Source organism: Streptomyces thermospinosisporus, assembly GCF_039526425.1.
GTDB lineage: Bacteria > Actinomycetota > Actinomycetes > Streptomycetales > Streptomycetaceae > Streptomyces > Streptomyces thermocarboxydovorans.
On the sequence record NZ_BAAAIZ010000071.1, the window covers coordinates 12,379 to 38,891 of the forward strand.

Annotated in this window: 26 protein-coding genes and 1 pseudogene; 7 read left to right on the forward strand and 20 right to left on the reverse strand. The window is 72.7% G+C overall.

The window, feature by feature from the left end; translation table 11 throughout:
* Nucleotides 1-305: 305 nt before the first annotated feature.
* The 3 genes from ABD207_RS22960 to ABD207_RS22970 form a co-directional block, all read right to left on the reverse strand.
* Complete coding sequence (locus ABD207_RS22960; protein WP_344015001.1) at nt 306-1,109, reverse strand: SAM-dependent methyltransferase; 804 nt, start codon at nt 1,107-1,109, stop codon at nt 306-308.
* Nucleotides 1,110-1,275: 166 nt separating this feature from the next.
* A complete protein-coding gene (locus ABD207_RS22965; RefSeq protein ID WP_167991529.1) occupies nt 1,276-1,551 on the reverse strand; it encodes a DUF397 domain-containing protein in 276 nt (91 codons plus the stop codon).
* Nucleotides 1,552-2,412, reverse strand: coding sequence for a helix-turn-helix domain-containing protein (locus ABD207_RS22970; protein ID WP_344015002.1), 861 nt, complete (start codon nt 2,410-2,412; stop codon nt 1,552-1,554).
* Between the two features lie 222 nt (nt 2,413-2,634).
* On the opposite strand from ABD207_RS22970, the gene ABD207_RS22975 reads away from it, so the two are divergent.
* Nucleotides 2,635-3,294: an ATP-binding protein gene (locus ABD207_RS22975; protein ID WP_344015003.1), complete on the forward strand. Its 660-nt coding sequence runs from the start codon at nt 2,635-2,637 to the stop codon at nt 3,292-3,294.
* A complete protein-coding gene (locus ABD207_RS22980; RefSeq protein WP_344015005.1) occupies nt 3,291-3,737 on the forward strand; it encodes a hypothetical protein in 447 nt (148 codons plus the stop codon). The genes ABD207_RS22975 and ABD207_RS22980 overlap by 4 nt, the downstream gene beginning before the upstream one ends.
* A 55-nt stretch (nt 3,738-3,792) precedes the next feature.
* On the opposite strand, the gene ABD207_RS22985 is transcribed toward ABD207_RS22980, so the two are convergent.
* From ABD207_RS22985 to ABD207_RS23015, 7 genes and pseudogenes are all read right to left on the reverse strand, one after another.
* A complete protein-coding gene (locus ABD207_RS22985) occupies nt 3,793-3,981 on the reverse strand; it encodes a hypothetical protein (protein WP_344015006.1) in 189 nt (62 codons plus the stop codon).
* 156 nt (nt 3,982-4,137) lie between these two features.
* A complete protein-coding gene (locus ABD207_RS22990) occupies nt 4,138-4,827 on the reverse strand; it encodes a DUF899 domain-containing protein (RefSeq protein WP_344015007.1) in 690 nt (229 codons plus the stop codon).
* 195 nt (nt 4,828-5,022) lie between these two features.
* The gene (locus ABD207_RS22995) at nt 5,023-6,402 is read right to left on the reverse strand and encodes an amidohydrolase (protein WP_344015008.1); all 1,380 of its coding nucleotides are present in this window, start codon (nt 6,400-6,402) and stop codon (nt 5,023-5,025) included.
* Nucleotides 6,403-6,464: 62 nt separating this feature from the next.
* Nucleotides 6,465-7,249 (reverse strand): annotated as a pseudogene (locus ABD207_RS23000) (nucleotidyltransferase domain-containing protein).
* 32 nt (nt 7,250-7,281) lie between these two features.
* Entirely contained in the window at nt 7,282-8,076 is a 795-nt protein-coding gene (locus tag ABD207_RS23005) for a uracil-DNA glycosylase (RefSeq protein ID WP_344015009.1), read from the reverse strand.
* The gene (locus ABD207_RS23010; protein ID WP_344015010.1) at nt 8,073-9,425 is read right to left on the reverse strand and encodes an MFS transporter; all 1,353 of its coding nucleotides are present in this window, start codon (nt 9,423-9,425) and stop codon (nt 8,073-8,075) included. Before ABD207_RS23010 ends, ABD207_RS23005 begins: the two co-directional genes overlap by 4 nt.
* Nucleotides 9,422-10,042, reverse strand: coding sequence for an ArsR/SmtB family transcription factor (locus ABD207_RS23015; protein ID WP_344015011.1), 621 nt, complete (start codon nt 10,040-10,042; stop codon nt 9,422-9,424). Before ABD207_RS23015 ends, ABD207_RS23010 begins: the two co-directional genes overlap by 4 nt.
* A gap of 93 nt (nt 10,043-10,135) precedes the next feature.
* On the opposite strand from ABD207_RS23015, the gene ABD207_RS23020 reads away from it, so the two are divergent.
* Nucleotides 10,136-10,639: an RNA-binding S4 domain-containing protein gene (locus tag ABD207_RS23020; RefSeq protein ID WP_344015012.1), complete on the forward strand. Its 504-nt coding sequence runs from the start codon at nt 10,136-10,138 to the stop codon at nt 10,637-10,639.
* A gap of 49 nt (nt 10,640-10,688) precedes the next feature.
* On the opposite strand, the gene ABD207_RS23025 is transcribed toward ABD207_RS23020, so the two are convergent.
* A complete protein-coding gene (locus ABD207_RS23025; protein WP_344015013.1) occupies nt 10,689-10,811 on the reverse strand; it encodes a hypothetical protein in 123 nt (40 codons plus the stop codon).
* A 106-nt stretch (nt 10,812-10,917) separates the two neighbouring features.
* On the opposite strand from ABD207_RS23025, the gene ABD207_RS23030 reads away from it, so the two are divergent.
* The gene (locus ABD207_RS23030) at nt 10,918-11,175 is read left to right on the forward strand and encodes a DUF6343 family protein (protein WP_344015023.1); all 258 of its coding nucleotides are present in this window, start codon (nt 10,918-10,920) and stop codon (nt 11,173-11,175) included.
* 23 nt (nt 11,176-11,198) lie between these two features.
* On the opposite strand, the gene ABD207_RS23035 is transcribed toward ABD207_RS23030, so the two are convergent.
* From ABD207_RS23035 to rpsA, 4 genes are all read right to left on the reverse strand, one after another.
* A complete protein-coding gene (locus ABD207_RS23035) occupies nt 11,199-11,579 on the reverse strand; it encodes a tetratricopeptide repeat protein (protein WP_344007384.1) in 381 nt (126 codons plus the stop codon).
* Between the two features lie 49 nt (nt 11,580-11,628).
* Nucleotides 11,629-12,312, reverse strand: a complete 684-nt coding sequence (coaE, locus tag ABD207_RS23040; RefSeq protein ID WP_344015014.1) for a dephospho-CoA kinase — start codon at nt 12,310-12,312, stop codon at nt 11,629-11,631.
* 70 nt (nt 12,313-12,382) lie between these two features.
* On the reverse strand, nt 12,383-13,321 hold the full coding sequence (locus tag ABD207_RS23045; RefSeq protein ID WP_344015015.1) for a PAC2 family protein: 939 nt from the start codon (nt 13,319-13,321) through the stop codon (nt 12,383-12,385).
* Between the two features lie 222 nt (nt 13,322-13,543).
* Nucleotides 13,544-15,037 carry a 30S ribosomal protein S1 gene (rpsA, locus tag ABD207_RS23050; RefSeq protein WP_344007378.1) on the reverse strand — a complete coding sequence of 498 codons (1,494 nt, stop codon included), beginning with the start codon at nt 15,035-15,037 and terminating at the stop codon, nt 13,544-13,546.
* Nucleotides 15,038-15,369: 332 nt separating this feature from the next.
* Here rpsA and ABD207_RS23055 point away from each other — a divergent pair, with 332 nt between their 5' ends.
* Nucleotides 15,370-16,242, forward strand: a complete 873-nt coding sequence (locus ABD207_RS23055) for a class I SAM-dependent methyltransferase (protein ID WP_344015016.1) — start codon at nt 15,370-15,372, stop codon at nt 16,240-16,242.
* 4 nt (nt 16,243-16,246) lie between these two features.
* On the forward strand, nt 16,247-18,937 hold the full coding sequence (locus ABD207_RS23060) for an ATP-dependent RNA helicase (protein WP_344015017.1): 2,691 nt from the start codon (nt 16,247-16,249) through the stop codon (nt 18,935-18,937).
* Here the strand turns inward: ABD207_RS23060 and pgfA are convergent.
* The 3 genes from pgfA to ABD207_RS23075 form a co-directional block, all read right to left on the reverse strand.
* On the reverse strand, nt 18,927-19,922 hold the full coding sequence (gene pgfA / locus ABD207_RS23065) for a cell envelope lipid trafficking protein PgfA (RefSeq protein WP_344015018.1): 996 nt from the start codon (nt 19,920-19,922) through the stop codon (nt 18,927-18,929). The two genes, ABD207_RS23060 and pgfA, sit on opposite strands and share 11 nt — an antisense overlap.
* 76 nt (nt 19,923-19,998) lie before the next feature.
* Complete coding sequence (locus tag ABD207_RS23070) at nt 19,999-20,133, reverse strand: SPW_0924 family protein (RefSeq protein ID WP_344007372.1); 135 nt, start codon at nt 20,131-20,133, stop codon at nt 19,999-20,001.
* A 183-nt stretch (nt 20,134-20,316) separates the two neighbouring features.
* A complete protein-coding gene (locus tag ABD207_RS23075) occupies nt 20,317-22,053 on the reverse strand; it encodes a lytic transglycosylase domain-containing protein (protein WP_344015019.1) in 1,737 nt (578 codons plus the stop codon).
* 245 nt (nt 22,054-22,298) lie between these two features.
* Here ABD207_RS23075 and ABD207_RS23080 point away from each other — a divergent pair, with 245 nt between their 5' ends.
* A complete protein-coding gene (locus ABD207_RS23080) occupies nt 22,299-23,162 on the forward strand; it encodes a DUF4184 family protein (protein ID WP_344015020.1) in 864 nt (287 codons plus the stop codon).
* Here the strand turns inward: ABD207_RS23080 and ABD207_RS23085 are convergent.
* Together ABD207_RS23085 and polA are read right to left on the reverse strand one after the other, a co-directional pair.
* Nucleotides 23,074-23,493, reverse strand: coding sequence for a hypothetical protein (locus tag ABD207_RS23085; RefSeq protein ID WP_344015021.1), 420 nt, complete (start codon nt 23,491-23,493; stop codon nt 23,074-23,076). The two genes, ABD207_RS23080 and ABD207_RS23085, sit on opposite strands and share 89 nt — an antisense overlap.
* A 210-nt stretch (nt 23,494-23,703) precedes the next feature.
* The gene (gene polA, locus ABD207_RS23090) at nt 23,704-26,430 is read right to left on the reverse strand and encodes a DNA polymerase I (protein WP_344015022.1); all 2,727 of its coding nucleotides are present in this window, start codon (nt 26,428-26,430) and stop codon (nt 23,704-23,706) included.
* Between the last annotated feature and the right edge of the window lie 83 nt (nt 26,431-26,513).

Consider the following 26,513-nt stretch of genomic DNA (forward strand, 5'->3'; position numbering starts at 1 on the left):
GCGCCGGGAAGAACGTGCACGCCCCGCCCGGTCGCCTGCGCGGGCACGCGCCCCCGGAGGCGGGGCGCAGGCTCCACGCCGGAAGAACCGGGCCCGCATACCCGCGCACACCGGGCTCCCGCACGCACCGGCCCGCCCAGCAGTCACCTGGCCACCGGACACCAGCCCCCTCAAACCGGGGGCTACCAGGCTCCCCAAAACACCTGCGGCGGCCCGCCCCACGCAGGAGCGGGCCGCCGGCAGGGGCGGGCGGTGCCGGAACTCAGGGCTGGGCCCCACCGCCCGGTCCGGTGGGTGCGGCGGGGTCACGGCTTGCGGCCCACCGCCCCGTAGCCCGGGATCACCCCGTCGTCCTGACCGGGGACCGGGTCGCCCAGCTCGGGGTGCCAGCGGTGGGGCACCTCGATGCCGGGGTCGACCAGCTCCAGCCCCGTGAAGAAGCGGGCGAACTCCTCGCGGGAGCGCAGCGCCAGGGTGACCCCGGCGGCCTTCATCTTCTCGGTGGCCTCCCGGGACTCCTCCGGCGTGAAGTCGGCGGTCGCGTGGCTGACCACCAGGTAGCTGCCGGAGGGCAGCTCGGACACCAGCCGGGCGACCAGCTCGTGCGCGCCGTCCTCGTCGGGGACGAAGTGCAGCAGCGCGATGAGCGACAGGGCGATCGGCCGCTCGAAGTCGAGGACCTTGCGCGTGCCGGCCAGGATGGTGTCCGGGTCCCGCACATCGGCCTGCAGATAGTCGGTCGCGCCCTCGTCCGTGCCGCGCAGCAGTGCCGCCGCGTGGGCGAGGACGATGGGGTCGTTGTCGCAGTAGACGACGCGCGACTCGGGGGCGATCCGCTGCGCGACCTGGTGGAGGTTGGGCTCGGTCGGGATGCCGGTGCCGATGTCGAGGAACTGGCGTATCCCCTCGCGGGCCAGCCAGGTGGTGGCCCGGTGCATGAACGCCCGGTTCACGCGTGCCATGACCGGCACGCGCGGTTCGAGCTCCAGCATCTGCCGGCCCATGGCCTCGTCGACCGGATAGTTGTCCTTGCCGCCGAGATACCAGTCGTACATCCGCGCGGGATGCGGTTTGCTCGTGTCGATCCCGACGGGGTTCTGCTCGGTCATGAAGGACTCCGTAACTCTCTGCAACTGTTAATGATCAATTCCGTGGTGCTCTGTGATGCTCGGTGGTGCTCGGTGAAGGAGACGAAGAAGACGAAGAAGCGGAGGAACACAAGGAAGGCAAGACAAAGACAGCAGAAGTGAAGGAAGACAGAGCGGTCAGCCACCCTCAGGAGATCAGGAAGTCCGCCTCCCCTGCCTTGGCTCCTTCGATGAAGGCGTTCATCTCGTCCGCGGTGTAGATCAGTGCCGGCCCGTCCGGGTCGGTGGACTGCCGCACGGCGACCCGGCCGTCCGCCAGCTTCATCGCCTCCAGGCAGTTGCCGCCGTTGCCGCCGCTCCACGGCTTGTGCCAGCCCTCGCTGCCCAGCTCACGCGCGGGCATGCCGTTGTAGATCCGCTGGGGACGGATCCGTGGCTGGGGGCGGGGTTTGGTGCGTTTCATTCATAGCTCCTTGCGGAGATCCCGGAGGATCTCCTTCGTGCGATGTGCCGTGGCGGCCTGTGCCGCCATGCGGTCCATGACTTCGAGGTAGGTCGCCACCTCGGCGCGCGCGTCCAGGTAGACGGCGCCCGTCAGGTACTCGCTGTAGACCATGTCCGGCAGCTCGGGCATGGCGAACCGGAACAGCACGAACGGCCCGTACGTCCCCGGGTGCGGGCCGCTCGCGAACGGGGCGACCTGCAGCGTGACGTTGGGCAGTCTCGCGGCCTCGAGCAGTTTGTCGATCTGTGCACGCATCACCTCCGGGCCGCCCACCGGGCGGCGCAGGACGGTCTCGTCCATCACGACCCACAGCCGGGGCGCGTCCTCGCGGGTGAGCAGTTCCTGCCGCTGCATGCGCAGGGCGACATGCCGCTCGATGTCCTCGGGCTGCGTCTGGCCGATGGCCCCCGAGCGCAGCACTCCGCGGGCGTACTCCTCGGTCTGCAGCAGGCCGGGCACGAAGTGCGGCTCGTAGCTGCGGATCAGGGAGGCCGCCCCCTCCAGGCTGACGTACATCGAGAACCAGCCGGGCAGGATGTCGTGGAAGCGCTGCCACCAGCCGGGCTTGTTGGCCTCCTCCGCCAGCTGCACGAAGGCGTCGGCCTCCTCGTCGGAGATGCCGTAGGCCTTCAGCAGAAGCTGGAGGTACGGGATCTTGAGGGCGACCTCGGCCATCTCCATGCGGCGTACGGTGGCAGGGGCGACCCGCAGGATACGAGCCGCCTCCTCACGCTTGAGCCCGGCGCGTTCCCGCAGGTCCAGCAGGCGCCGGCCGAGGACGACCTGCCCGACCGTCGGCGCGGACCGCGGTTCGCTCACGCTCCACCTCCACGAAAGATCCGTACAGCCCGGCGGCGCCATGCGAGACCACCGAACCGAACACCCATTCCCCTGAAACTCTCGGGGAACAGGCGTTCGACGGTCTCAACTGGCGCCGCGCGAGATGCTGTTGCGAGCAGTGTGCCACGCCTGTCCAGACCGTCACACAGCACTCTGCAATTTTCAGAGTGACACTTGCCAAGTGTTCCCGCCGGGGCGATAGTGGCAAGCGTGATTCCGTCCGTGCCCTTAGGAACAGACGCCGCCGCGGGCCCCTCCGCCCTCGGCGCCTCCTCGGGAGCCGGCCCCGCCGGGGCGGCCGCCGAGCGACGGTTCCGTTTCGAGCTGGCCGCGCATCCGGGCTCTCCCGCACAGGCCAGACGTCTGACCAGGGCCCGGCTGAGCGGCTGGTCGGTGTGCGAGGACACCTGCGACACCGCTGCTCTGGTCATCTCCGAACTGGTCACCAACGCCATCGTGCACACGGCGAGCAGCCACATAGTGTGCGAGCTGCACGACGGCGACGAGCGCGTGCGCATAGCCGTGCGGGACGAGGGCTGCGCACCGGGCATGCCGCAGGCGAACGACCACTCCGACCCGGACGACGAGAACGGGCGCGGACTGCTGCTCGTCGATGCCCTCTGTCATGCCTGGGGCACGCACGAGCACGGCCCCGGACTGCTGGTCTGGGCCGAGCTGCCGCGCAAGGGCGACGGCCCGCGCGAGGCCGGTGAGCCGCGCAACGACCTCGGCTGGGGTGCCCGCCCGAAGCCCGGCCCGGCGGGCGGCTCGGAGGAGGAGAACGAGGCCGAGGGACGCCGCCGGGAGAACGGGACGAGGCCCGCACCCCCGCAGCAGCGACGGGAAGGGGGGCACGTGTGACGGGCGCCCGGGTACTGAGCCTGGACACGCTGGTCCGCCTGCAGCGCGATCTGTGCGCCGCCGGCCCGCAGCCGGCCGGAACGCCCCGTCGTCTGCCCGTCCCCGACGGGATGACGACCCCGATGGGCTGCGACGCGGTGGCGGTGCCCGCCCGCTTCGGTCCGCTGGTCCTGCCCCGCCTGCCCCGCGTGGGGTGCGTCTACGCCGACGAGGCGCACTGGTGGTGGCTGGTCCCGTCGGACTCGGACTACGCGATGGAGTGGCCGGCGCCGGCCCGCTACACCACCGGCGCGGTCCTCCCGGACACCCCTGGCGTCCCCGGCCTCATCCACCGCCCCGACGGCACGCTCCCCTACACGCCGCCGATCCCTCTCTACCTGGCCCTGTGCCGTCTGACGGACACGGAGCCGACCTGGTCCCGGCCGATCCCCGCCCAGCCCTGACGGACGGCGCCCGGCGCACCGCACCGATGCCGGCGCAGGCCCTGGCCCTACGGCCTCACGCAGCGGCATCACCGTTGCCGTCGTCGCCGCTGCGGACGATCACCAGGAACATGTCGGATGCGAGGTCCATGACAACCTCGGCGGGCAGGCCCTCCAGACGCCTCGCATGCGCGAACTCCTCCGCCGGCCAGGACCCACGCGGCCCACCTGCGGGAAAGCGTTCGAGCACCGTTCGCCCGTTCACCCTGCCACCTCCATGTAGCGCTGTACTCGTAGAGTTAAACGCCAACCATGGGGCGGATGCCTCGTCCGGTGACGGTACTGAGACGTAGTTGACACCCGTTCACCGCTACGTGTGATCCGCGTCTCAGCCTTTCGGGTTAGACGCTCACCTTCCGCATCAGCCGTCGTACTCGTCGTGATAGCGGATCCGCGGGCTTCCCGCCGGAGCCCCGAGCGCCGGTGCGCGCCCCTTCGGCTCCTCCCACTCCTCCTGGCGGCCCAGCGCGGTGAGGTCCAGCAGGCTGGTGGTGGAGCCCAGCCCGTCGAGGCCGCGCTCGTAGGTCGAGTACGTGTGGAAGACGCGGCTGCCGTCGCGCAGGAAGCAGCTCAGCCCCGGCCGCTCGACCAGCTCGCCCTCGTGTTCCAGGGTGACGTCGAAGTCCTCGTTGAAGTCTCCGGGGTACGACGAGTACCAGGGCATGGCCCAGCCCATCCGCGCCTTGAACGGCAGGATCTTCACGAACGGCGCCCGGGAGACCACCGCGAAGGTGGTGCCGCGGGCATGCAGATGGGCGAGATGCCCGATCTGGTCTAGGAAGGCCGAGCAGCTGCGGCATCCGGCGTCCCACTCCGGCGCGAACATGAAGTGGTGGACGACGAGCTGCTGCCGCCCCTCGAACAGGTCGAGCAGGGTGGCCTTGCCCTCACCGCCCTCGAACACGTACTCCCGGTCGATCTCGACCATGGGCAGCCGGCGCCGCTCGGCGTTGAGCGCGTCCCGGGCGCGGGTGACGGCCTTCTCCTTGGCCAGCAGACGCTCGCGCGCCGCGCGCCACTCGGCGCGCGAGACGATCTCCGGAAGCGGCATGGTTCCTCCTGGGCAACGGTCCCGTTGCAGAAGGTGACTGCGGCGCGCACCGGAACTCATCGCTCGCCCGAAGAATTTTCCTCCCGGCCTTCCCCTCCCCGCCTTCTCCTTCCGGCCTTCTCCCCTCAGGCGCCGTACGCGCGGATCTCAGGTGTGCCGTGCTCCTGGATCTCAGGTGTGCCGTATTCCTGAATCTCAGGTGTCGTACTCCTGGATCCGCCGCCCGTGACCGCGGTCGACGAGCGCCGGCAGCCGCTCCTGAAGCTCCCGCACCACCGCCGGAACGTCGATGGTGAGCAGCTCACGGTCCCGCATGAGCACCCGCCCGTCCACGATCGTGGTGCGCACGTCCGAGGCGCGGGCGCTGTGCACCAGGGTCGCGGCGAGGTCGTGGACGGGCTGGGTGTGCGGCCCGGTGAGGTCGACCAGGACGATGTCGGCGTGCCGCCCGGGCGCGATGCTGCCGACGCTGTCACCGAGCCCGACCGCCTGGGCGCTCTGCAGGGTGGCATGGTGCAGCGCCTGCCGGGAGGTGAGCCACCGGGGGTCGCCCTCGGTGGACTTCTGGACGAGCGAGGTGAGCGCCATCGACTCCCACACGTCGAGGGAGTTGTTGGAGGCGGCGCCGTCCGTGGCGAGCCCGACGGAGATGCCCAGCTCCCGAAGGGCGCGGATGGGTGTGGTGGTGGGCCAGGCGAACTTCAGACAGCCGCGGGGCGCACTCGCCACGGCGACCCGGCCGCCCGCGCGCTCCAGGACCGGCAGGTCGCGGTCGACGATGCCGGTGCCGTGGGCGATCAGCACCTCGGTGTCCAGGATGCCGGTGCGCTCCAGGACCTCGACGGGGGTGACACCGTGCCGGGCCAGGCTGGTCTCGGTCTGGTCGCGGTTCTCGGCGGCGTGCAGATGCACCGGCAGACCGTGCTCGCGGGCCAGCCCGGCGGTGGCGGCGAGATCGCCGTCGTTCACGGTGTACGGCGCGTGCGGGGCGAGGCACGTGGTGATCCGCCCGCCCGCGCCCCCGCGATGCCGCAGCGCGAACTCCAGCGACCGCTCCCGCCCTTGAGGTCCCTGCGAGGAGAAGAACGCCTCGCCCAGCAGCGCCCGCATCCCGCACTCGGCGACCACCCGGGCCACCGCGTCCATGGCGAAGTAGTGGTCGGCGAAGCAGGTGACACCGCCCCGGATCATCTCCGCGCACGCAAGCCGCGCCCCCAACTCGACGTCCTTCTCGCTCAGGTTGGACTCGACCGGCCAGACGACGTCGTTGAACCACTCCTCGATCGGCAGGTCCTCGGCGAGCCCGCGCAGGGCGACCATCGGGGCGTGGGTGTGACAGTTGATCAGCCCGGGCAGCGCCACCTGTCCCCGCCCGTCGATCCACTCCCCCGCCTGCCGCCCCGCGACCGCCCCGGCCCGCGTCACCTCGGCCACCGTCCCGTCCCGCACGACGATCGCCGCGTCCTCCACGAACCCGACCGCTCCCCCGTCGTCGTGCACCAGCACCGTGCACCCGCTGATGACCAGCTCGCCCGGCCTCTCCACGCCGGCCCCGTCCACGTCCGTAGGCGTCATGCCGCCAACGTACGGTCAACCGGCCCACGCCGTGGTGGAGAATGCGACGGAACCAGCCGCCTTCAGGTCGGCAGGACCGCTGTGACGGCTTCCGCGAGGAGCTTTTCCGTGGCGGTGACGGCGTTCGTCAGGGAGTCCGGGTCGGGGGTGAGGTGGGAGATGAGGGTGTCGGTTCCGGCGAGGCCGGCGCGGTGGAGGAGGCCCTTTTCGTTGGTGACCCACTCGCCGCGGGCCGCCAGGACGGCGTGGGCTGCGTGGGTGCGGCGACGGCGATACTGCCGGCCACCTGGGTGACGGCGCCCTTGGGTGCGTGGCCGGCCTTGGCGTAGGCGAGGGTGGCGGTGGCGGTGCCGTACCAGCGGGGCGGGGCGCTCCGGCGCAGCGCGGGGGGATAGCCGTCCGGGCGGGGAAGTTCGCCTCGCAGCACGCGGTTGACGGCCAGTTCGGCCACCAGGAGGTAGGTGGGGATGCCCGCGAGGTGGAACAGGAGGGGCTCGACGCGGAAGCGTCCCCGCTCGGCCTCGGCCAGTTGGTGCTCGACGACGTCGAGGTCCCGGTAGTGGACGTCGACCCGGCGTCCGTCGATGGTGAGCCAGGCGCCGCCGTTGAAGACGCCGCCGCCCCAGCCGCCGATCTCGGAGACCTCGCCCTGCCAGCCCACCGCGCGCAGATCACCGGGGTCGAAGGGGCCCCGGTAGTAGATCGCCAGGTCCCAGTCGCTGTCGGGGCGTTCGGTTCCCTGGGCCCGGGAGCCGCCGAGGGTGACGGCGAGGACGCCGGGGAGCGCGGCGAGGCGGTCGGCGGTGGTGTCGAGGAAGACGTCGTCGGTGTGTGCGTGACGGGTCATCGGTGCACCCTAACCGCGGTGCCGGGGCTCGTTCATACGGTTTTGCCGGTGGTCGGCAGGCCCGCCGCGTCCGCCGCCGAGCGCAGCATCTCCCGGAGCATGGGCGGGGTCAGCCGGCCGGTGAAGGTGTTGCGCTGGCTGACGTGGAAGCAGCCGAAGAGGTGGAGGTCCGGGCCGTCGGGGGCCGGGAGGACGGTGTGCGCGGCGTGGGCGAAGGCGGGGCGGGGGCGGGGGATCGTCCAGCCCGCCTCGGCCAGGGCCGGGAGCGTCGCCTGCCAGCCGAAGGCGCCGAGGATGAGCGCGGCGCGCAGGGCCGGGCGCAGCAGGCGGAGTTCCTGGACGAGCCAGGGGCGGCAGGTGTCGCGCTCCCGCGGGGTGGGCCTGTTCGCGGGCGGGGCGCAGTGGACGGGGGCGGTCACGCGTACCCCGTACAGCTCCAGGCCGTCGCCGGCATGCACGGACGTCGGCTGGGAGGCCAGCCCCACGTCGTACAAAGCCTGGTACAGCACGTCTCCGGAGCGGTCGCCGGTGAACATCCGGCCGGTGCGGTTGCCGCCGTGGGCGGCGGGAGCCAGGCCGATGATCACGAGCCGGGCGTCCGGCGGGCCGAAGCCGGGTACGGGGCGTCCCCAGTAGGTCCAGTCGGCGAAGGCGGCCCGCTTGGTGCGGGCGACCTCCTCCCGCCAGGCGACGAGCCGGGGGCAGGCCCGGCATCCGGTGATGCGCCGGTCCAGGTCGTGCAGGGCGCGGGCGGGGAGAGCGGCGGAAGCGGGGTCCGGGGTCGTGTCCCCGGTGCTTCCCGCTGCCGGCTCGCCGCTGGTGGTCATGAGTCCACCGTAGGCCGGTGGGCTCGGGAGGCGTGCCGGGTCGCCGGCTCGGGGCCGGGGGCGCCCGGTGTCCCGCTACGGCGGAGCCAGAGCAGGGTGCCGGTCAGGAGGATGCCCGCGGTGAGCAGCCAGGGCCACGGGCCCGGGCTCATCGCCCCGACGATCACGCCGGCCAGCGCGCCGGCCGACTGCTGGGCGAGGGACTGGACGGAGAGTGCGGTGGCCCGGCCGTCGCTGGTGACGCGGTGGTGCAGCAGGGTGTTCTCGTTCGGGGCGGCCGCACCGAGGCCGAGGTAGACCAGGCCGAAGCCGGCGGCGACCCCGGTCAGGCCGAGCGCGGCCGGGCGGGGGAAGGCGGCGGTGACGCCGAGCAGCACCAGCCCGGCGGTGGAGACGCCGAGGGCGGTCAGGACCGCCCGTTCCCCGCCGCCGGTGCGCCGGGCCAGCAGCGGCGCCAGCTGGCTGCCCAGGCCCGAACAGACGAAGCCGCCGCAGGCGAGGCCGGCGAAGAGCATCGCGCCCGACTCCGATGCGCCGGTCAGGCTCACCGCCCGGCCCGGCATGAGCAGTTCGATCGCGGCCAGGGCGCTGCCCGCGGCTGCCGTGCTGAGCAGGATGCGGCGGACCAGCGCGTCCCGGCCGGCCGACCGCGCCCCGTTCAGGACGGCGCCCGGGATGCCGCGCAGCACCGAGCGCACGGTCACGGGCGGCCTGGGTGGCTCGCGGAGGGCGGCGAGGACGTAAGCGACGAAGACGATCTCCACCGCCGCACCGAGCAGGACCGGGACGGAGAGGGGCAGGACGAGCCCGGAGGTCGACTCGGTGAGCCGGGCGCCGGGATCGGGGCCCAGGCCGAGCAGCCAGGGCAGTGCGCCGCCCAGCAGGATGCCGGCCGCGAGCGCGGCGGAGGTGGCGGTGCTGCCGCGGGCCAGGCCGGTGCGGAGTTCGGCGCCGGGGCCGGCGGCGGCCTGGACCGTGTCCACGTACCAGGCCTCGGCCGGCCCGCTGGCCAGCGCGCGGCCCGCGCCCATCAGCACCATGCCGAGGGTGAGCGCGGCCGCGGTGGTGCCCAGGGCGTGGAGCAGCAGGGCCCCGGTGTTGAGGACACCGGCCACGGCGAGGACCGGGCGGCGGCCGATGGCGTCGGAGAGGCCACCGGTGGGGAGTTCCAGCACCGAGACGGTGAGGGAGTGGGCGGCGTAGAAGCCGGCGATGGCGGCGAGGTCCATGCCGCGCTCGGTGAACAGCAGCACCAGCGGGGCCATGGCCAGGCCCGGCGGCAGCCAGAAGAGGGCGCAGACGGTGACGTAGCGGCGGCGGGCCGTCCGGACCGCGGGCACTTCGGTCACGACGTCTCCCCGGCCGGGGAGGGCAGCGGGGCGAGGGGCAGTCCGGCGGTGAACAGGACCACCAGGCGGGCGCGGGGGTCGTCCGCGTCCCGGGCGGTGAGCTCGTCGAGGGTGCGGGAGACGACGTCCCACAGCTCGGTGAGCGACTCGGGGGTCAGGCGCGGCATCAGATCGTTGATGCGGGACGGTTCGACCCACTCCTTGCCGAGCCGCCCCTCGGCGAGGTCCGCCTCGTGCCGGTCCAGGGACGCCACCAGGTGCTCGATCTGCCGCCGCCGCGCCATGCCGACGTACGCCCGGCCCGCCGCGGAGGACTCCATCGCCTCGTTGCTCCAGGACGTCACGGAGTGCACCGCCCGCCAGCGGCGCTCGCGCCCGTCGCGGTGCTCGGCCTCGGTGATGAACGCGTACTTGGCCAGCACCCGCAGGTGGTAGCTGGTGGACGCCGACGACTCCCCCGTCCGCTCGGCCAGCTCGCTGGCGGTGGCCGGGCCGTCCCGCCGCAGCAGCCCCAGCAGCCGGATGCGCAGCGGGTGGGTCAGTGCCTTCAGGGCGTCGGTGTCCCGCTCGGGGTCCAGGACGCGCTGGTGGCCGGTCTCGGGTTCGTCACTGGGCATACGGCGAGGTTAGGACTGCCGGGGCCGATCGCAAAAGAGTTTTTGCAAAAAATATTTGGGGAAAGTCGGGGCTGTGGCCGATAAGGTCGGGGCATGGCTTCCGAGGGTGTGCAGCAGGACGGGACGGATCCCAGGATCGCCGCTGCCGTGGCGGCCGCCGAGGCCGCCGGGCCGAAACCCGGCGAGAACGTCCGCATCGACAGCTGGATCTGGGCCGTACGTCTGATCAAGACGCGTTCACTGGGCGCCGCCGCCTGCCGGGGCGGGCATGTGCGGGTGAACGGTGAGCGGGTCAAGCCGGCCCACAGTGTCCGCGTCGGCGACGAGGTGCGGCTGCGGCACGAGGGCCGGGAGCGGGTGGTGGTCGTCAAGCGGCTGATCCGCAAGCGGGTCGGCGCCCCGGTGGCCGCCCAGTGCTACATCGACAACTCCCCGCCGCCCCCGCCCCGCGAGGCCGTCGCCCCGGCGGGCATCCGCGAGCGCGGCGCGGGCCGTCCGACCAAGCGCGACCGCCGCGAGCTGGAACGCCTGCGCGGTCTCGGCGCGCCAGGCGGCTTCGGCGCGGCCGGCGGGCGGGGCGGCAGGCCCCGGACCTGAACACGCCGAACGGCGCCCGGAGGGCCAAGGCCTCCCGGGCGCCGTTCGTTCAGCGGGCGGCGGGCGGTCCGCATACGGTCAGCGCGCTCCGCCCGGCGGCGGCCGCCGACTGCGGCACCGGCACCAGCAGCCCGACGGCTCCCGCCAGTTCGGGCAGCCCGACGGCGTACATTCCCGCGTGCCCCCAGCCCACCCGTTGGACCGGGGCGGAGCCGGGAACCCATCGCTGGTGCGCGTCCGCTTCGGGGCGTACGTTGCGAACAGGAGTGGTGACCGTGATACGTACCGGCAGTGAGCCGAGAACCGCGCGCAGTCCGCTGCGGATGCGGTTCTGGCTGAGCCTCTGGGGCATCCTGTGGACGGGCTTCGGCACCGCGGCCTTCGCGATCACGGACCGTCCGGGCTGGGCGATCGCCTGCGGAGTGCTCCTGCTGATCACCCTGATCGACATGGTGGTGATCATCCGCCACATCCGTCAGGGCCCGCACTTCCAGCCGGGCCGGGACGTGCCGCCCTACCAGCCGCCGGAGGGCTAGCTGCGGCGGCTGGTAGGCCGCCTTCAGCGGTCGAAGCGTGCCGCTTCCAGGTACTCCGGCTTCGGGTCCAGCGCCGCCGCCAGCCGGAAGTGGCGCTGCGCCGGGTTGGCCCGGCCCTGCCGCTGATAGGTGCGGGCGAGGGCGAAGTGGGCGTACGCGTTGTCCGGCTCGCGTTCCAGGACGAGGGAGAACTCCAGCTCGGCGGAGCGCAGGCGGGCGGCCGCGAAGAAGGCACGGGCGCGCAGCAGCCGTGCCGCGGTGTTCTCCGGGTGCGCCTCGATGACGCGGTCGAGCAGCTTCACCGCACCCTGCGGGTCCCGCGCCGCGAGCAGCTGCTCGGCGGCACGGAAGTCGATGACATGCGTCTCCGGCGTCCGTCCGTGGGAACCGCTGGTCTCGGGCACGGGTCATCCCTCCCTCACTTCGCGGGTTCAACGCCCGGGCGGCGCAGCCCTATTCCTGGGACCCCCATTCCTGGGACCCCTGTTCCTGGAACCCCGGTTCCTGGGCCGCCTGCTCCTGCGCCCCCTGCTCCTTGGACTCGCGTGCCCGGCGCACCAGTTCCGCCCAGACCTCCTTCACCCGCCGCTCCAGCTCGGGCAGCGGCACGTCGTTGTCGATGACGATGTCCGCGATCTCCCGCCGCTGTTCGCGCGTCGCCTGGGCGGCCATGCGGGCGCGGGCGTCCGCCTCGCTCATGCCGCGCAGCCGGACCAGCCGGTCGAGCTGCGTCTCAGGGCTCGCGTCGACGACGATCACCACGTCGTACAGGGGCGCGAGCCCGTTCTCTGTGAGCAGGGGGACATCGTGCACCACCACGGCGTCGTCGGCGGCGGCCTCCTCCAGCTCGCGGGAGCGGGCGCCGACCAAGGGGTGCACGATCGAGTTGAGGACGGCCAGCTTCTCCGGGTCGGAGAAGACGATCGAGCCGAGCTTGGGCCGGTCCAGGGAGCCGTCGGGAGCGAGAACCTCCTCGCCGAAGGCCTCCACGACCGCCGCGAGACCCGGCGTGCCGGGTGCGACCACCTCGCGTGCGATGCGGTCCGCGTCGATCAGTACGGCCCCGCACTCCACGAGCAGCCGCGACACTTCGCTCTTGCCGGCGCCGATCCCGCCGGTCAGGCCCACCTTCAGCATGTGCGGCAGCTTAGGCCCTGCCGCAGGCGGCCGCCCCGGCAGGTCTCGGCCGACGGCCGCCCCGGCAGCCTCAGTTGTCCCCTTCGCGCTCCGCCAGGAAGCGCTCGAACTCGCGGCCGATCTCGTCCGCCGAGGGGATCTCCACCGGCTCGGCGAGCATGTTGCCGCGGGTCTCGGCGCCCGCCGCCGCGTCGTACTGGTGCTCCAGGCCCTGGACGAGGGCGGTGAGCTCCTCGTCGCCCTCCTGGATCTGGCGGTCGATCTCGGTCTGGGTGCGCCGGGCGTCGGTGCGCAGGGAGTGCGCGACACCGGGCAGGACCAGGCCGGTCGCCGCGGTGATGGCCTCCAGGACGGTGAGCGCGGCGTCCGGGTACGGGGAGCGGGCGATGTAGTGCGGCACATGCGCGGCGACCCCGAGGACGTCGTGCCCGGCCTGCATCAGCCGGTACTCGACGAGCGCCTCGGCACTGCCGGGGACCTGGGCCTCCTGGAAGGGGCTGCTGTGCCCGGGGACCAGGTCGGTGCGGTTGCCGTGCGGGGTGATGCCGACGGGCCGGGTGTGCGGGACACCCATGGGGATGCCGTGGAAGTTGACGGACAGGCGGACGCCGAGCCGCTCCACGATCTGCCGGACGGCTGCGGCGAAGCGCTCCCACTCCACGTCCGGTTCGGGACCGGACAGCAGCAGGAAGGGCGCCCCGGTGGCGTCCTGGACGATCTTGACCTCCAGGGCGGGCACGTCGTAGTCGGTCCACCGGTCGCGGGTGAAGGTGAGCAGGGGGCGCCGGGCGCGGTAGTCCACGAGCCGGTCGTGGTCGAAGCGGGCGACGACCTGGTGGGGCAGCAGGTCGAGCAGCCGGTCGACGATCAGGTCGCCGGTCTCTCCCGCGTCGATGTATCCGTCGAAGTGGTAGAGCATGACAAGGCCGGCCGATTCCTGGGCGAGCGCCATGTCGACGACGGCCAGGCCCTTCGGCTCCCACGCGTACAAACCCTGCGGATCAAGCACGGACCGCTCCTCCTCGTGTTCATACACCACAACGTGTGACGGGGCAGTGTCATTCCCGATGCCTGCGCCGGGGCATGCGGAGCCGCACGGCCGGCCGTGAACGGCCGCCGCGGTGGGTCGGGACGGGTGCCCCCGCAAACTCCGAGGACCCGCACCTTCAAAGGTGCGGGCCCTCGGATCAAGAAGAGCTACTGCTCAGGAAGAGCCTTGCTCAGTGGGCGTTCAGCTCTGACCGCCGGCGAGCTTCTCGCGGAGCGCGGCCAGGGCCTCGTCCGAAGCCAGCGCACCGGACTGGTCGCCGCCCTCGGAGGAGTACGAACCGCCACCGGAGGCGGCCGGAGCGGCGGCCTCGCCGCCCTCGGCGGCAGCCGCGGCGTCCGCCTCGCGGGACTTGATGACCTGCGCCTGGTGCTGCTCGAAGCGGGCCTGCGCCTCGGCGTACTGACGCTCCCACTCCTCGCGCTGCTTCTCGTAGCCCGGCAGCCAGTCGTTGGTCTCCGGGTCGAAGCCTTCGGGGTAGATGTAGTTGCCCTGGTCGTCGTAGGACGCGGCCATGCCGTACAGGGTCGGGTCGAACTCGACCGCCGTCGGGTCGGCACCGAAGGACTCGTTGGCCTGCTTCAGCGAGAGGCTGATGCGACGGCGCTCGAGGTCGATGTCGATGACCTTGACGAAGATCTCGTCGTTGACCTGGACGACCTGCTCCGGGATCTCCACGTGGCGCTCGGCCAGCTCGGAGATGTGGACCAGGCCCTCGATCCCCTCGTCCACGCGGACGAACGCACCGAACGGAACCAGCTTCGTGACCTTGCCGGGCACGACCTGGCCGATCTGGTGGGTGCGGGCGAACTGCTGCCACGGGTCTTCCTGGGTCGCCTTCAGCGACAGGGAGACGCGCTCGCGGTCCATGTCGACGTCCAGGACCTCGACCGTGACCTCCTGGCCGACCTCGACGACCTCGGACGGGTGGTCGATGTGCTTCCAGGAGAGCTCGGAGACGTGGACCAGACCGTCGACGCCGCCCAGGTCCACGAAGGCACCGAAGTTGACGATCGAGGAGACGACGCCGGAACGGACCTGACCCTTCTGCAGGGTGGTGAGGAACGTCTGGCGGACCTCGGACTGGGTCTGCTCCAGCCAGGCACGGCGGGAGAGGACCACGTTGTTGCGGTTCTTGTCCAGCTCGATGATCTTGGCCTCGAGCTCCTTGCCCACGTAGGGCTGGAGGTCGCGGACGCGGCGCATCTCGACCAGGGAGGCCGGCAGGAAGCCGCGGAGGCCGATGTCGAGGATGAGACCACCCTTGACGACCTCGATGACGGTACCGGTGACGATGCCGTCCTCTTCCTTGATCTTCTCGATGGTGCCCCAGGCACGCTCGTACTGGGCGCGCTTCTTCGAGAGGATCAGGCGGCCTTCCTTGTCCTCCTTCTGGAGAACCAGGGCCTCGATCTCGTCGCCGACCGCGACGACCTCGTTGGGGTCGACGTCGTGCTTGATCGAGAGCTCGCGGCTCGGGATGACACCTTCGGTCTTGTAGCCGATGTCGAGCAGGACCTCGTCCCGGTCGACCTTCACGATGACGCCGTCGACGATGTCGCCGTCGTTGAAGTACTTGATCGTCTCGTCGATCGCTGCGAGGAAGGCTTCCTCGTTACCGATGTCGTTGACCGCTACCTGCGGAGTGGTGGCGGTGGTCTCGGTGCTGCTCGTCATGTGGGAAAGGGCTCCGGTACGGACATTGAAGTCGTAGGTACTGCTACGCCGGAGCCCTTTTCGCTCTGCAGAAGCCGGACAGCCAAGGAAGCGCCCCACCAGAGACTGGTGATGGCGCCTCGACAACCGAGGGGACATACAACAGATGCGAGCGCAGCCTGCTCTGTCTGAGGTGCGCAGGCCCGCAGCGCAACTTGTAGCATACGGGGGCCGCCGGACATGGTCAATGCGCGAAGCCGCCCACCCGGGGAGCATCGCCGCATAACCGGCACAATTCTCGTCACCCGAGGCCACACGGGGGCCAGATCCTGGCCCCTCGCGACACGCCGCGGGTGCGGGTTGGACGGAAGAGTACGACGAGGGAGCCGATCATCCAAGAGTCCGACGCACTCGGGGTCCAGGAGGCCGGCGAGGCCGAGCCGGAGGCGACCCGGCGGGAGGCCGGGGTCACGGAGAGCTCCCGCGCCAACCGGGGCTGGTGGGACCGCAACGCCGACGAGTATCAGCAGGAGCACGGCACCTTCCTCGGCGACGACCGCTTCGTCTGGGGTCCGGAGGGGCTGGACGAGGCGGAGGCGGAGCTGCTCGGCCCCACGGAGGAGCTGAGGGGCAAGGACGTCCTGGAGCTCGGCGCCGGAGCGGCCCAGTGCTCGCGCTGGCTGGCCGGGCAGGGGGCGCGGCCGGTCGCCCTGGACATCTCGCACCGCCAGCTCCAGCACGCGCTGCGGATCGGCGCCTCCTTCCCTGTGGTGTGCGCCGACGCGGTGGCGCTGCCCTTCGCCGACGCCTCCTTCGACCTGGCCTGCTCGGCGTACGGTGCGCTCCCCTTCGTCGCCGACCCGCGGCTGGTGCTCCGCGAGGTGCACCGCGTGCTGCGGCCCGGAGGGCGGCTGGTGTTCTCGGTCACCCATCCGATCCGGTGGGCGTTCCCCGACGAGCCGGGCCCGGAGGGGCTCAGCGTCTCCGCCTCCTACTTCGACCGCACCCCTTATGTGGAACAGGACGAGCAGGGGCGCGCGGTCTATGTGGAGCATCACCGGACGCTCGGCGACCGGGTCCGCGACGTGGTCGCCTCGGGTTTCCGGCTGGTGGATCTGGTGGAACCGGAATGGCCGTCCTGGAACACGAGTGAGTGGGGCGGCTGGTCCCCGCTGCGCGGGAGCCTGATCCCGGGCACGGCGATCTTCGTGTGCGTACGAGACTGAGGGTGTGATCCGTTACGACGCCCTGGAGTCCCTTCCCGTACGCGAGGCGCTGCCCGGCCTGACCCGCGCCCTGGACGAGTGCGGCACCACCGTGCTGGTGGCGCCGCCCGGCACCGGCAAGACGACGCTGGTGCCGCTGGCGCTGGCCGGGCTGCTCGGCGAGGGGCCCGAGCGGCGGGTGGTGGTGGCCGAGCCGCGGCGGATCGCGGCCCGCGCGGCGGCCCGGCGGATGGCGTGGCTCCTGGGCGAGAAGCCTGGTGGGCAGGTCGGTTTCGCGGTGCGCGGCGAGCGGGTCGCCGGGCGGCACACGCGGGTGGAGGTCGTCACGACCGGTGTGCTGCTGCAGCGGGTGCAGCGCGACCCGGAGCTGTCCGGGGTGGACGTGGTGGTGCTCGACGAGTGCCATGAGCGGCACCTGGACGCGGACACCACGGCGGCGTTCCTGTGGGACGTGCGCGAGACGCTCCGCCCGGACCTGCGGCTGGTGGCCGCGTCGGCGACCACGGACGCGGACGGCTGGGCGCGGCTGCTGGGCGACGCGCCGGTGATCGAGGCGCACGGTGCCGCGCATCCGGTGGAGGTGGTGTGGGCGCCGCCGGCGCGTGCGGTGCGGCCGCCGCACGGGTTGCGGGTGGATCCGGCGCTGCTGGCCCATGTGGCCTCGGTGGTGCGGCGGGCGCTGGCCGAGCGGGACGGGGACGTGCTGGTGTTCCTGCCGGGTGTGGGCGAGATCGCGCGGGTGGCCGGTCTGCTCGGCGACCTCGGCGAGGCGGAGGTGCTGCAGGTGCACGGCAGGGCGCCGGCCGCCGTGCAGGACGCGGTGCTGTCGCCCGGTGAGCGGCGGCGCGTGGTGCTGGCCACCTCGGTCGCCGAGTCCTCCCTGACCGTGCCCGGGGTGCGGGTGGTGGTGGACTCGGGGCTGGCGCGGGAGCCGCGGGTGGACCACGCCCGGGGGCTGAGCGCGCTGACGACGGTGCGGGCCTCGCAGGCGGCGGCCCGGCAGCGGGCCGGGCGGGCCGGGCGCGAGGCGCCGGGGGCGGTGTACCGGTGCTGGGCGGAGGCGGAGGACGGGCGGCTGCCGCGCTTCCCCGCGCCGGAGATCAAAGTGGCCGATCTGACCGGGTTCGCGCTGCAGGCGGCGTGCTGGGGTGACCCGGACGCGTCCGGCCTTGCGCTGCTGGACGCGCCGCCGGCGGGGGCGATGGCGGCGGCCCGGGAGGCGCTGCTGGCGGTCGGGGCCGTGGATGCGGCCGGGCGGGCCACGGAGCGCGGGCGGTCGCTGGTGCGGCTGGGGGTCCATCCCCGGCTGGGACGGGCGCTGATGGACACCGGGGGTGCCGGGGCCGAGGTGGTGGCCCTGCTGTCGGAGGAGGCGCCGCGGGAGTACGGGGACGATCTCGCGGGGGCGCTGCGGGCGGCTCGGCGCGGTGGTGACGCCTACGGCTCACGGTGGCGTTCGGAGGTCCGGCGGCTGCGGGCCCTGGCGTCCGAGGAGGTGTCCCGCCGGGACGCCGGCGCGTCCGGGCGGGAGGCCGGGGCATCCCGGCTGCAGGGCGGCACGTCCGGGCCGGAGGGCGGCACGTCCGGGCCGGAGGGCGGCACGGCCGGACCGGAGGGCGGCACGGCCGGACCGGAGGGCGGCACGTCCGGACCGGAGGGCGGCACGGCCGGACCGGAGGGCGGCACGGCCGGACCGGAGGGCGGCGTTCGGGCCGGTGACGGGGACGACCGGGTGGCCGGGGTCGTGGCCGCGCTGGCCTTTCCCGAGCGGGTGGCCAGGTGGGACGGCGGGTCGTATCTGATGGCGTCCGGCACGCGGGCCGAGGTGGGCGACGGCTCGGCGTTGCGCGGGGCGCCCTGGATCGTGGTGGCCGCGGCGGACCGGCCCGTCGGGAGCCGGCATGCGCGGGTGCGGCTCGGCGCGGTGATCGACGAGGACGTGGCCCGGTGGGCCGCCGGGGCCCTGCTCGAGGAGGGGGAGGAGGTGCGCTGGGCCGACGGGGACGTGGTGGCGCGGCGGGTCGAGCGGCTCGGGGCGATCGAGCTGGCCGTGCGGCCGTACGACGACGCCGATCCGGAGCTGGTACGCGAGGCGCTCCTTGACGGGCTGCGCCGGGAGGGGTTCGGCCTGCTGCGGTGGTCGCGCGAGGCGGAGGTGCTGCGGCAGCGGCTGGCGTTCCTGCACCGCCGGGTGGGTGCGCCCTGGCCCGACGTCTCCGACGAGGCGCTGCACGCCCGCGTGGCCGAGTGGCTGGAGCCGGAGCTGAGCCGGGCGCGGCGGCGGGCCGATCTGGAGCGGATCGACGCCGGGCAGGCGCTGGCGCGGCTGCTGCCGTGGGCGTCGGGCGAGGCGGCCCGGCTGGACGAGCTGGCGCCCGAGCGGATCACCGTGCCCAGCGGCTCGTCGGTGCGGATCGACTACTCGGATCCGCAGCAGCCGGTGCTCGCGGTGAAGCTCCAGGAGATGTTCGGGCTGCATGAGTCGCCGCGGGTGGCGGGTGTGCCGCTGCTGGTGCATCTGCTGTCCCCGGCGGGGCGGCCGGCCGCGGTGACCGCCGATCTGGCCTCGTTCTGGCGGGACGGGTACAAGGGCGTGCGGGCGGAGCTGCGCGGCCGCTATCCGAAGCATCCGTGGCCCGAGGACCCGGCCACCGCCGAGCCGACCCGGCACACCAACGCGCGGCTCAGGCGCTGATCTGCTGCGGTGCCGACGCCCGGTCCGGGCTGCCGCCGTCCGGCCCGCGGCGGGCGCGGGCCTCCAGATACAGGGAGAGGGCCAGCAGCGCGGCGGCCAGGGCGAGCAGGCCCCAGGGCAGGCAGGAGGTCAGCAGCAGGACCAGGGTGCGGTGGGAGGAGACCAGGTCGACGGTGTGGCGGATGTAGTCCTCGCGCATCTTCACATGGCCGGCGAAGGCCGTGACCTTGTCGCGGTCGCCGAGCAGGGCCCCGCCGCGCAGTTCCTCCTTGTGGATCTCCTCGCCGTAGACGGGGGCGCCGGTGAGCGGTTCGACCCAGAAGCGGCGGACGGTGGTGTACCAGCGGGTGGTGCCGGTCTCCTCGAGCGCCTTCGGGGTCATGCCCTTGACGGGCAGGGTCTTGGGGTACGGCACCCGGGTCCAGGGGATGGTCTGCTCGAAGTAGTAGACCTCCAGGCCGCGGAAGTCTCGGGTGCCCTTGTAGTGGATGGGGGCTGTCACGCGGGCCTGGGCGTCGAAGTACCGGTAGTCCCGGCGCTCGGTCAGGAAGGGCCATTTGAACTCGATGCCCCGGCGGCGCACGGGGTCGCCGTCGACCATCTCGCCGGCGGCGTTGACGGGTTCCTGGGTGTGGGCGTCGAAGATGTAGCGCTCGGGGATCCGGGACACCATCCCGCCCTCGGGTCCGACGACATAGGTGAGGCCGTCCCAGACGACCACGTCACGGCCGGCGCTCCGTTCGATGCCCTCGGAGGCGGCCACGTTGCCCTTGAGGGTCTGCACGATGGTGATGGAGGGGACCTTCTTCGCGCGCAGGGTGGAGTAGTCGAGGAGGGTGGCGTCCTTCGCCTCCAGGACCATGGTCTGGTACTGGTCCGGCGGGACCTTGGCCAGGCGCGGGAAGGCGTACCAGCGCAGCAGGGGGGACAGGGCCGCGCAGAACACGGCGGCGGCGAGCAGGACCAGTGCGGCCTTGCGGCGCATGGCGGCCTCCCTTGCGGGCGGGCGTGTCGGGAGTGCGGAGAGTGCGGATCGGCACTGCGGGTCGGGGGTGTGCGGGTCAGGGGTGTGCGGGCACCGTCGTCAGCAGCGGCTTCGGGGAGGTCTCCCCGGTCGGGGAGCCCAGCGCGGTCAGCGTCAGCACGAGGGCGAACGCGGCGGCGAGCCCCAGGGCGGCGGCGACGAGGGCGCGCATGGGTGCCTCCTCCTCCGCGGGCAGCCTCCGCGGGCAAGCGAACTGACGGCCCGTCAGGCGGGATGGTCCGGGCACCGTAGCAACGAGGGCGTGAGATGAGAACAGGTCGCGCACGGGCCGAGGGCGCGCCCCCTGTGGTGCGGGGCGCGCCCTCGGATCAGGCGTGCGGTGTGCGGCGTTGGCTCAGGCGCTGGGCGAGGCGCTCGGGGAGGACGACTCGGCCGCCGCCACGGTCAGTTCGACGGTGAGGGTGGCGCCGCCTGCGGTGGTGATGCGGAGCAGGAAGGTGCCGGTGGTGTCGTCCGCGTACAGCTGAGGCAGCTTCAGCAGACCGTCCGCGTCGGTCTTGAGGCCGTCGAGGGTGCGTACGGCCTTGCCGTCGGCGTCCTTGAAGTACGGGCCCTTCTCGGCGGGCGCCGGGTCGTCGCCGGAGGTGAGGACGGCGGCGGTGGCCGCGACCCTGCCGGCGGCGGCGCCCTGGTAGGTGGCCTTCACGACCACGGGGTCGAACTCGCCGCCCGGGACGCAGGTCAGCTCGGTGTCGTCGGTGCGCTCCAGCTTGTCGGCGGCGCGTTCGGTGACGGTGGCCTTGAAGTCGAGGCCGGGCACCGGGCGTCCGACGACGGTGGCGCGGACGGTGACGGTGCCCGTCTTCTCGCCCGCCTTCAGGGCGGGCGCGACCGCGACGCCGGAGCTGTTGGTGGCCACGGTGGCCACGCTCTCCCCGCCGGCGAAGGTGGTGTCGGTGTCGCCGAGCACGGTGAAGCGGATGCGCACCTTGGCCACGGACTTGCCGGCCTCGGTCTCCGCGCGGGCGCTGATCCGCTCGCTGAAGGTGCGGCCGGCCATCGTGGTGAGCTTTCCGGTGCCCGCGTTCTCCAGGTGGTCCACCGTGTCGGTGGGGGTCCGGGGGGTCTCCGGAGGGGTCGACGGCGAGGCGGGCGGCTTGCTCGGGGTGCCGCCGGGCGAGGTGGGCGGCTTGGTGGCGGGGGTGCTGCCGGAGGGCTTGTCCGGCTTGGGCTTCTTGCCGCCGGGCTTGGTGCCGGGCGTGGACGGGCTCGGGGTCGTACCGGGGCGTGCCTTGCCGCCGTCGCTGCGGTCCGAGGGGAGCGGGCCGGTGCCGTCGGGGATCTCGTGGGTGCCCTTGCGGTAGTACTCCAGCCACCTCAGAACGGTGTTGAGGTAGTCCCTGGAGTTGTTGTAGCTGAGGATGGCCCGCTCGAGGTCGCCCTGGTCGGACAGGTCCCAGCCGTTGCGGCACAGGTAGTGGCCGGCGGCGAGCGCGGCGTCGTAGACGTTGTTGGGGTCCTTGCGGCCGTCGCCGTTGCCGTCGCGGCCCGCCCAGGCCCAGGTGGAGGGGATGAACTGCATGGGGCCGACGGCGTTGTCGTAGCGGCTGTTGCCGTCGTAGGCGCCGTTGTCGGTGTCCCGGATGAGCGCGAAGCCGTTGCCGTCGAGCTGGGGGCCGATGATCGGGCTCAGCGTGGTGCCGTCGGCGTCGACGCGTCCGCCGCGGGCCTGGCCGGACTCCACGCGGCCGATGGCGGCGAGGAGTTGCCAGGGCAGGTTGCAGGCGGGCTTCTTCTCCCTGAGGACCGCCTCGGCCTTCTTGTAGGCGTCGAGGACGGTCGCCGGTATGCCGGCCTCGGCGGCGCCGGGCGGCGTGCCCGGGCCGGCGCTCGCGGACGGCGAGGGGCTCGGGCTGTTGAGCGGCGGCAGGTCGGTGTAGTACGGCGAGTTGCCGGTGGCGCTGTCGGCCGCCGCGTCGGGTGAGGGGGTGGCGTCCGCGCTGGTCTGTCTGCCGTGCTCGTCGACGGTCACGCCCGGAGCCTGGGACGCGGACAGGGCCGCCACTGCCGCCGCGGCCACCGCGGTGGTTGCCGCTCCCCTGCGCAGCCTCCTGCCGAAATGCGCCGCCATAGAGTGAACCCCTCCCGTGGACGCCGGAGCGTCCGTCAACGTCTGTTGTGTTCGCCCTGTTCTGACGATCGACCGGCCCCGCCGGTTGCCCCTTCCTGGCGGAGACCCTCGCGACCCTACGACAACTTCCTTTGCGCGAACACCGGTTCCTGACCGTTATTCACCGGTTGGTCATGTCCGGAGTTGAGCGAACCTGCGCCGTGGCGTCGCGCATACTGGGTGCTTTCCACAGCGGGGAGGCCGAATTGCCCTTCACACTCAGCCATGCGGCAGCGGTGCTGCCCGCCGTCCGCGGCGACGGCAGCGGACGGGGCTCCCTGGTGCCGGCCGTGCTGGTGGCCGGGAGCTTCGCTCCCGACATGACCTACTACGCGGCGAGTTTCCTCTCCGGGGCGATGGAGTTCGGGGACGTCACACACGCGTTCTGGGGCGTGTTCACCGTCGATGTGGTCATCGCCTGGGCGCTGGTCGGGCTGTGGCTGCTGATCCGCGAACCGCTGGTGGCCCTGCTGCCGGCGGGCCGGCAGGCCCGTGCGGCGGCGCTGCTGCGCTGCGGGGTGCCGCGGGCGCGGGTGCGGCCGTCGCTGGTGGCGCGGTGGTACGCATCGGCCGTGCTGGGGGCGCTGACGCATGTGGTGTGGGACGCGTTCACCCATCTCGACCGGTGGGGGATGCGGGTCTTCCCGGTCCTGGGCCGGGAGATCGCGGGCTCACCGCTGTACTGGTACCTGCAGTACGGGGGCTCGGCGGTGGCGGCGCTGGTGATCGCGCTGTTCGTGGCGCGCGCCCTGCGGCGGACCGAGGCACGATGCCCCTCGGGTGTCCCGCTGCTGTCCGTCGCGGACCGCTGGGCGGCGCTGGTGCTGCTCTCGGTCTGCGCGCTGGCGGGGGCGGTGCCGCGGGCCTCGCGATGGTGGGCCTACTGGGGGGCGACGGCCGAGCCCTGGGAGCTGATCCCGACGGTGTGCTTCGGGGCGGGCGCCGGTCTGGTGCCGGCGCTGCTGCTGTACGCGGTGGCCGTCAGGATTTGGCGTCCGGCCGCCCCGGCCACGAAGAGCCGCCCGGCAGACGAGGGTACGCGGCGGCCGAGCCGTACGGCCGCACGCTGAGGGTCTCCCCGGCCGCCACGAACACGGTGACGGTACGCACGGGGCGCGGCCGGGGCAGCAGCGTGAGCGCGAGACTGAGATAGCTGCGGGCCAGCTCGGCCCACAGCCGCCAGGGGATGGCGGGAATGCCGGACCGGATGCCGTCGGCCCGGCCGGGCAGCCACTGCCTGCCGGTGACGGCACTGCGCAGCGCGGTGGTGAAGGGGGTGGGGATCCGGGCGGTGCTTGCGGCGGCCGCGAAGACCGGAACGGAACAGGACGCCTCGGGCCGCGGCCCGTCGGCTCCACTCCGCGGGGGTGCCGCTCTGCGGTGAAGCATGCGTATACCCATGCCCCGCATCCTGGCCGCGGGCGAAGACGGGGGCGTTTTTACGGGGGCCAGCCGGGTGAGGCCCGCGGTTCCCCTCGGCGCGACCGCTTTCACTGCGTTCGCCGTGACCGCTTTCACCTGGTTTGCCAGGCAGTGTCCCGGCCGGGGCGGAACTTTTCGTCCGCCCCGGCGCGGGTACGCCGTGGGTCTGCCCGCTCCCCCGGCAGGGGATCAGTGGGCCGCGGACTCCCAGTCCGGGCCCCAGCCGATCGAGACGCCGAGGGGGACGCGGAGCTGGACCGCGTTGGCCATCTGCTCGCGGACCAGGGTCTCGACGGTGGGGCGTTCGCCGGGGGCGATCTCCAGGACGATCTCGTCGTGGACCTGAAGGAGCATGCGGGACTTCAGGCCCGCCTCGCGCAGGGCGCGGTCCACCCTGAGCATGGCGATCTTGACGATGTCCGCCGCCGTGCCCTGGATCGGTGCGTTGAGCGCCATCCGCTCCGCCGCCTCGCGGCGCTGGCGGTTGTCGCTGTTGAGGTCGGGCAGATAGCGGCGGCGGCCGAACAGCGTCGCCGTGTAGCCGGTGGCCCGGGCCTCCGCGACGACCCGCTGCAGATAGTCCCGCACGCCGCCGAAGCGCTCGAAGTAGGCGTCCATCAGGGCGCGGGCCTCCGCCGCCTCGATGTTCAGCTGCTGGGAGAGGCCGAACGCCGAAAGGCCGTAGGCCAGGCCGTACGACATCGCCTTGATCTTGCGGCGCATCTCCGCGTCCACGGCGGACGGTTCGACGGAGAACACCTGCGCGGCGGCCGTGGTGTGCAGGTCCTCGCCGGAGGTGAACGCCTCGATCAGGCCCGCGTCCTCGGAGAGGTGGGCCATCACGCGCAGCTCGATCTGGCTGTAGTCGGCGGTCAGCAGGGACTCGTAGCCCTCGCCGACCACGAAGCCGCGGCGGATGGCGCGGCCCTCGTCGGTGCGGACGGGGATGTTCTGCAGGTTGGGGTCGGTCGAGGAGAGGCGGCCGGTGGCGGCGACCGTCTGGTTGAAGGTGGTGTGGATCCGGCCGTCCGCGGCGATCGTCTTGATCAGGCCCTCGACGGTGACCCGGAGCTTGGCCTGCTCCCGGTGCCGGAGCATGATCACCGGCAGTTCGTTGTCCGTCTGGTTCGCCAGCCAGGCCAGCGCGTCCGCGTCCGTGGTGTAACCGGTCTTGGTCTTCTTGGTCTTCGGCAGGCCCAGCTCGCCGAAGAGGACCTCCTGCAGCTGCTTGGGCGAGCCGAGGTTGAACTCGTGGCCCGCCGCGGCGTGCGCCTCCTTCACGGCCTGCTGCACGGCACCGGCGAACATCTGCTCCATGGCCTGCAGATGCTCCCGGTCCGCCGCGATGCCGTGCCGCTCCATCCGGGCCAGCAGCTCCGACGTCGGCAGCTCCACGTCCCGCAGCAGATCGGCCGCGCCCACCTGCTCCAGGCGGCCCTCGAAGGCCTCGCCCAGGTCGAGGATGGTGCGGGCCTGCAGCATCAGCGCCTCCGCCTCGGCCCCGTCGTCGGCGCCGAACGCCAGCTGGCCGTCGGCCGCGGCCGGGGGCGCCAGCTCGCGGTGCAGATACTCCAGGGACAGCGCGTCCAGGTCGAAGGAGCGGCGGCCCGGCTTGACCAGGTAGGCGGCGAGCGCGGTGTCCATGCGCACGCCCTCGATGCGCCAGCCGTGCTCGGCGAAGACCCGCATGGCGCCCTTGACGTCGTGGAACACCTTGGGCGCGTCCGGGTCGGCGAGCCAGGCGGCGAAGGCCCGCTCGTCGGCCTCGTCCAGCTCGGCCGGGTCGAACCAGGCGGCCGGCCCCTCGGCGGTGGCCAGCGCGATCTCGGCCACCGAGCCGGTGCCCAGCGCCCAGGTGTCGACGGTGGCGACCCCGAGCGGGCCGGTGCCGTGCTCGCGGAGCCAGCCGGCCAGCTCGCCGGTGCCCAGCACGGTGCCCTCCAGCTCCACTCCCTCCACGACGACCGGGGTGACCTCGGCCTCCGCGGCGCCGGGGTCGACGGCGAACAGCCGCTCGCGCAGCGAGGGGTTCCTGATCTCCAGGGTGTCCAGGAACATCGCCACGGCCTTGCGGTCGTAGGCGGTGCGCTCCAGGTCGGCGACGGTCTTGGACAGCGGCACCCGGCGGTCCAGCTCGGTGAGCCGGCGGTTGAGCTTGACCGCCTCCAGGTGGTCGCGGAGGTTCTGCCCGGCCTTGCCCTTGACCTCGTCGACGCGCTCGACCAGCTCCGCGAAGGAACCGAACTGGTTGATCCACTTCGCGGCGGTCTTCTCGCCGACGCCGGGGATGCCGGGCAGGTTGTCGGAAGGGTCGCCGCGCAGCGCGGCGAAGTCCGGGTACTGGGCGGGGGTCAGGCCGTACTTCTCGAAGACCTTCTCCGGGGTGAACCGGGTCAGCTCGGAGACGCCCTTCGTCGGGTAGAGCACGGTGACATGGTCGGAGACCAGCTGGAAGGCGTCGCGGTCGCCGGTGACGATCAGCACCTCGAAGCCCTCGGCCTCGGCCTGGGTGGCGAGGGTGGCGATGATGTCGTCCGCCTCGTACCCCTCGACGGCGAAGCGCTCGGCATGCATCGCGTCCAGCAGCTCGCCGATCAGCTCGACCTGCCCGCGGAAGTCGTCGGGGGTCTTGGAGCGGTTCGCCTTGTACTCGGTGAACTCCTCGGCCCGCCAGGTCTTGCGGGACACGTCGAAGGCCACCGCGAAGTGCGTGGGCGCCTCGTCGCGCAGCGTGTTGGCCAGCATCGACGCGAAGCCGTAGATCGCGTTCGTCGGCTGGCCCGTCGCGGTGGTGAAGTTCTCGGCGGGCAGCGCGAAGAACGCGCGGTAGGCCAGTGAGTGCCCGTCCATGAGCATCAGGCGCGGGCGGCCGCCGTCGGGGGTGTTCTCGGTCTTCTTCGATGCTGTCTCTGCCACGCCCCCGATCCTGCCACGGACCTCTGACATTGATGCTGATACTCAGGTTCCGGTGATCGTGGCCCAGCCACTGACTGACGCCC

Excerpts from the sequence above, each read along its gene's own strand:
- ABD207_RS23075 (WP_344015019.1), bottom strand. The coding sequence starts at position 22,053 with ATGGCGGCGCATTTCGGCAGGAGGCTGCGCAGGGGAGCGGCAACCACC.
- ABD207_RS23085 (WP_344015021.1), bottom strand. The coding sequence starts at position 23,493 with ATGGGTATACGCATGCTTCACCGCAGAGCGGCACCCCCGCGGAGTGGA.
- pgfA (WP_344015018.1), bottom strand. The coding sequence starts at position 19,922 with ATGCGCCGCAAGGCCGCACTGGTCCTGCTCGCCGCCGCCGTGTTCTGC.
- ABD207_RS22995 (WP_344015008.1), bottom strand. The coding sequence starts at position 6,402 with ATGACGCCTACGGACGTGGACGGGGCCGGCGTGGAGAGGCCGGGCGAG.
- coaE (WP_344015014.1), bottom strand. The coding sequence starts at position 12,312 with ATGCTGAAGGTGGGCCTGACCGGCGGGATCGGCGCCGGCAAGAGCGAA.
- ABD207_RS23025 (WP_344015013.1), bottom strand. The coding sequence starts at position 10,811 with ATGTACGCCGTCGGGCTGCCCGAACTGGCGGGAGCCGTCGGGCTGCTG.
- ABD207_RS22965 (WP_167991529.1), bottom strand. The coding sequence starts at position 1,551 with ATGAAACGCACCAAACCCCGCCCCCAGCCACGGATCCGTCCCCAGCGG.
- rpsA (WP_344007378.1), bottom strand. The coding sequence starts at position 15,037 with ATGACGAGCAGCACCGAGACCACCGCCACCACTCCGCAGGTAGCGGTC.
- ABD207_RS23070 (WP_344007372.1), bottom strand. The coding sequence starts at position 20,133 with ATGCGCGCCCTCGTCGCCGCCGCCCTGGGGCTCGCCGCCGCGTTCGCC.
- ABD207_RS23020 (WP_344015012.1), top strand. The coding sequence starts at position 10,136 with ATGGCTTCCGAGGGTGTGCAGCAGGACGGGACGGATCCCAGGATCGCC.
- ABD207_RS22990 (WP_344015007.1), bottom strand. The coding sequence starts at position 4,827 with ATGCCGCTTCCGGAGATCGTCTCGCGCGCCGAGTGGCGCGCGGCGCGC.
- ABD207_RS22960 (WP_344015001.1), bottom strand. The coding sequence starts at position 1,109 with ATGACCGAGCAGAACCCCGTCGGGATCGACACGAGCAAACCGCATCCC.
- ABD207_RS23015 (WP_344015011.1), bottom strand. The coding sequence starts at position 10,042 with ATGCCCAGTGACGAACCCGAGACCGGCCACCAGCGCGTCCTGGACCCC.
- ABD207_RS23005 (WP_344015009.1), bottom strand. The coding sequence starts at position 8,076 with ATGACCACCAGCGGCGAGCCGGCAGCGGGAAGCACCGGGGACACGACC.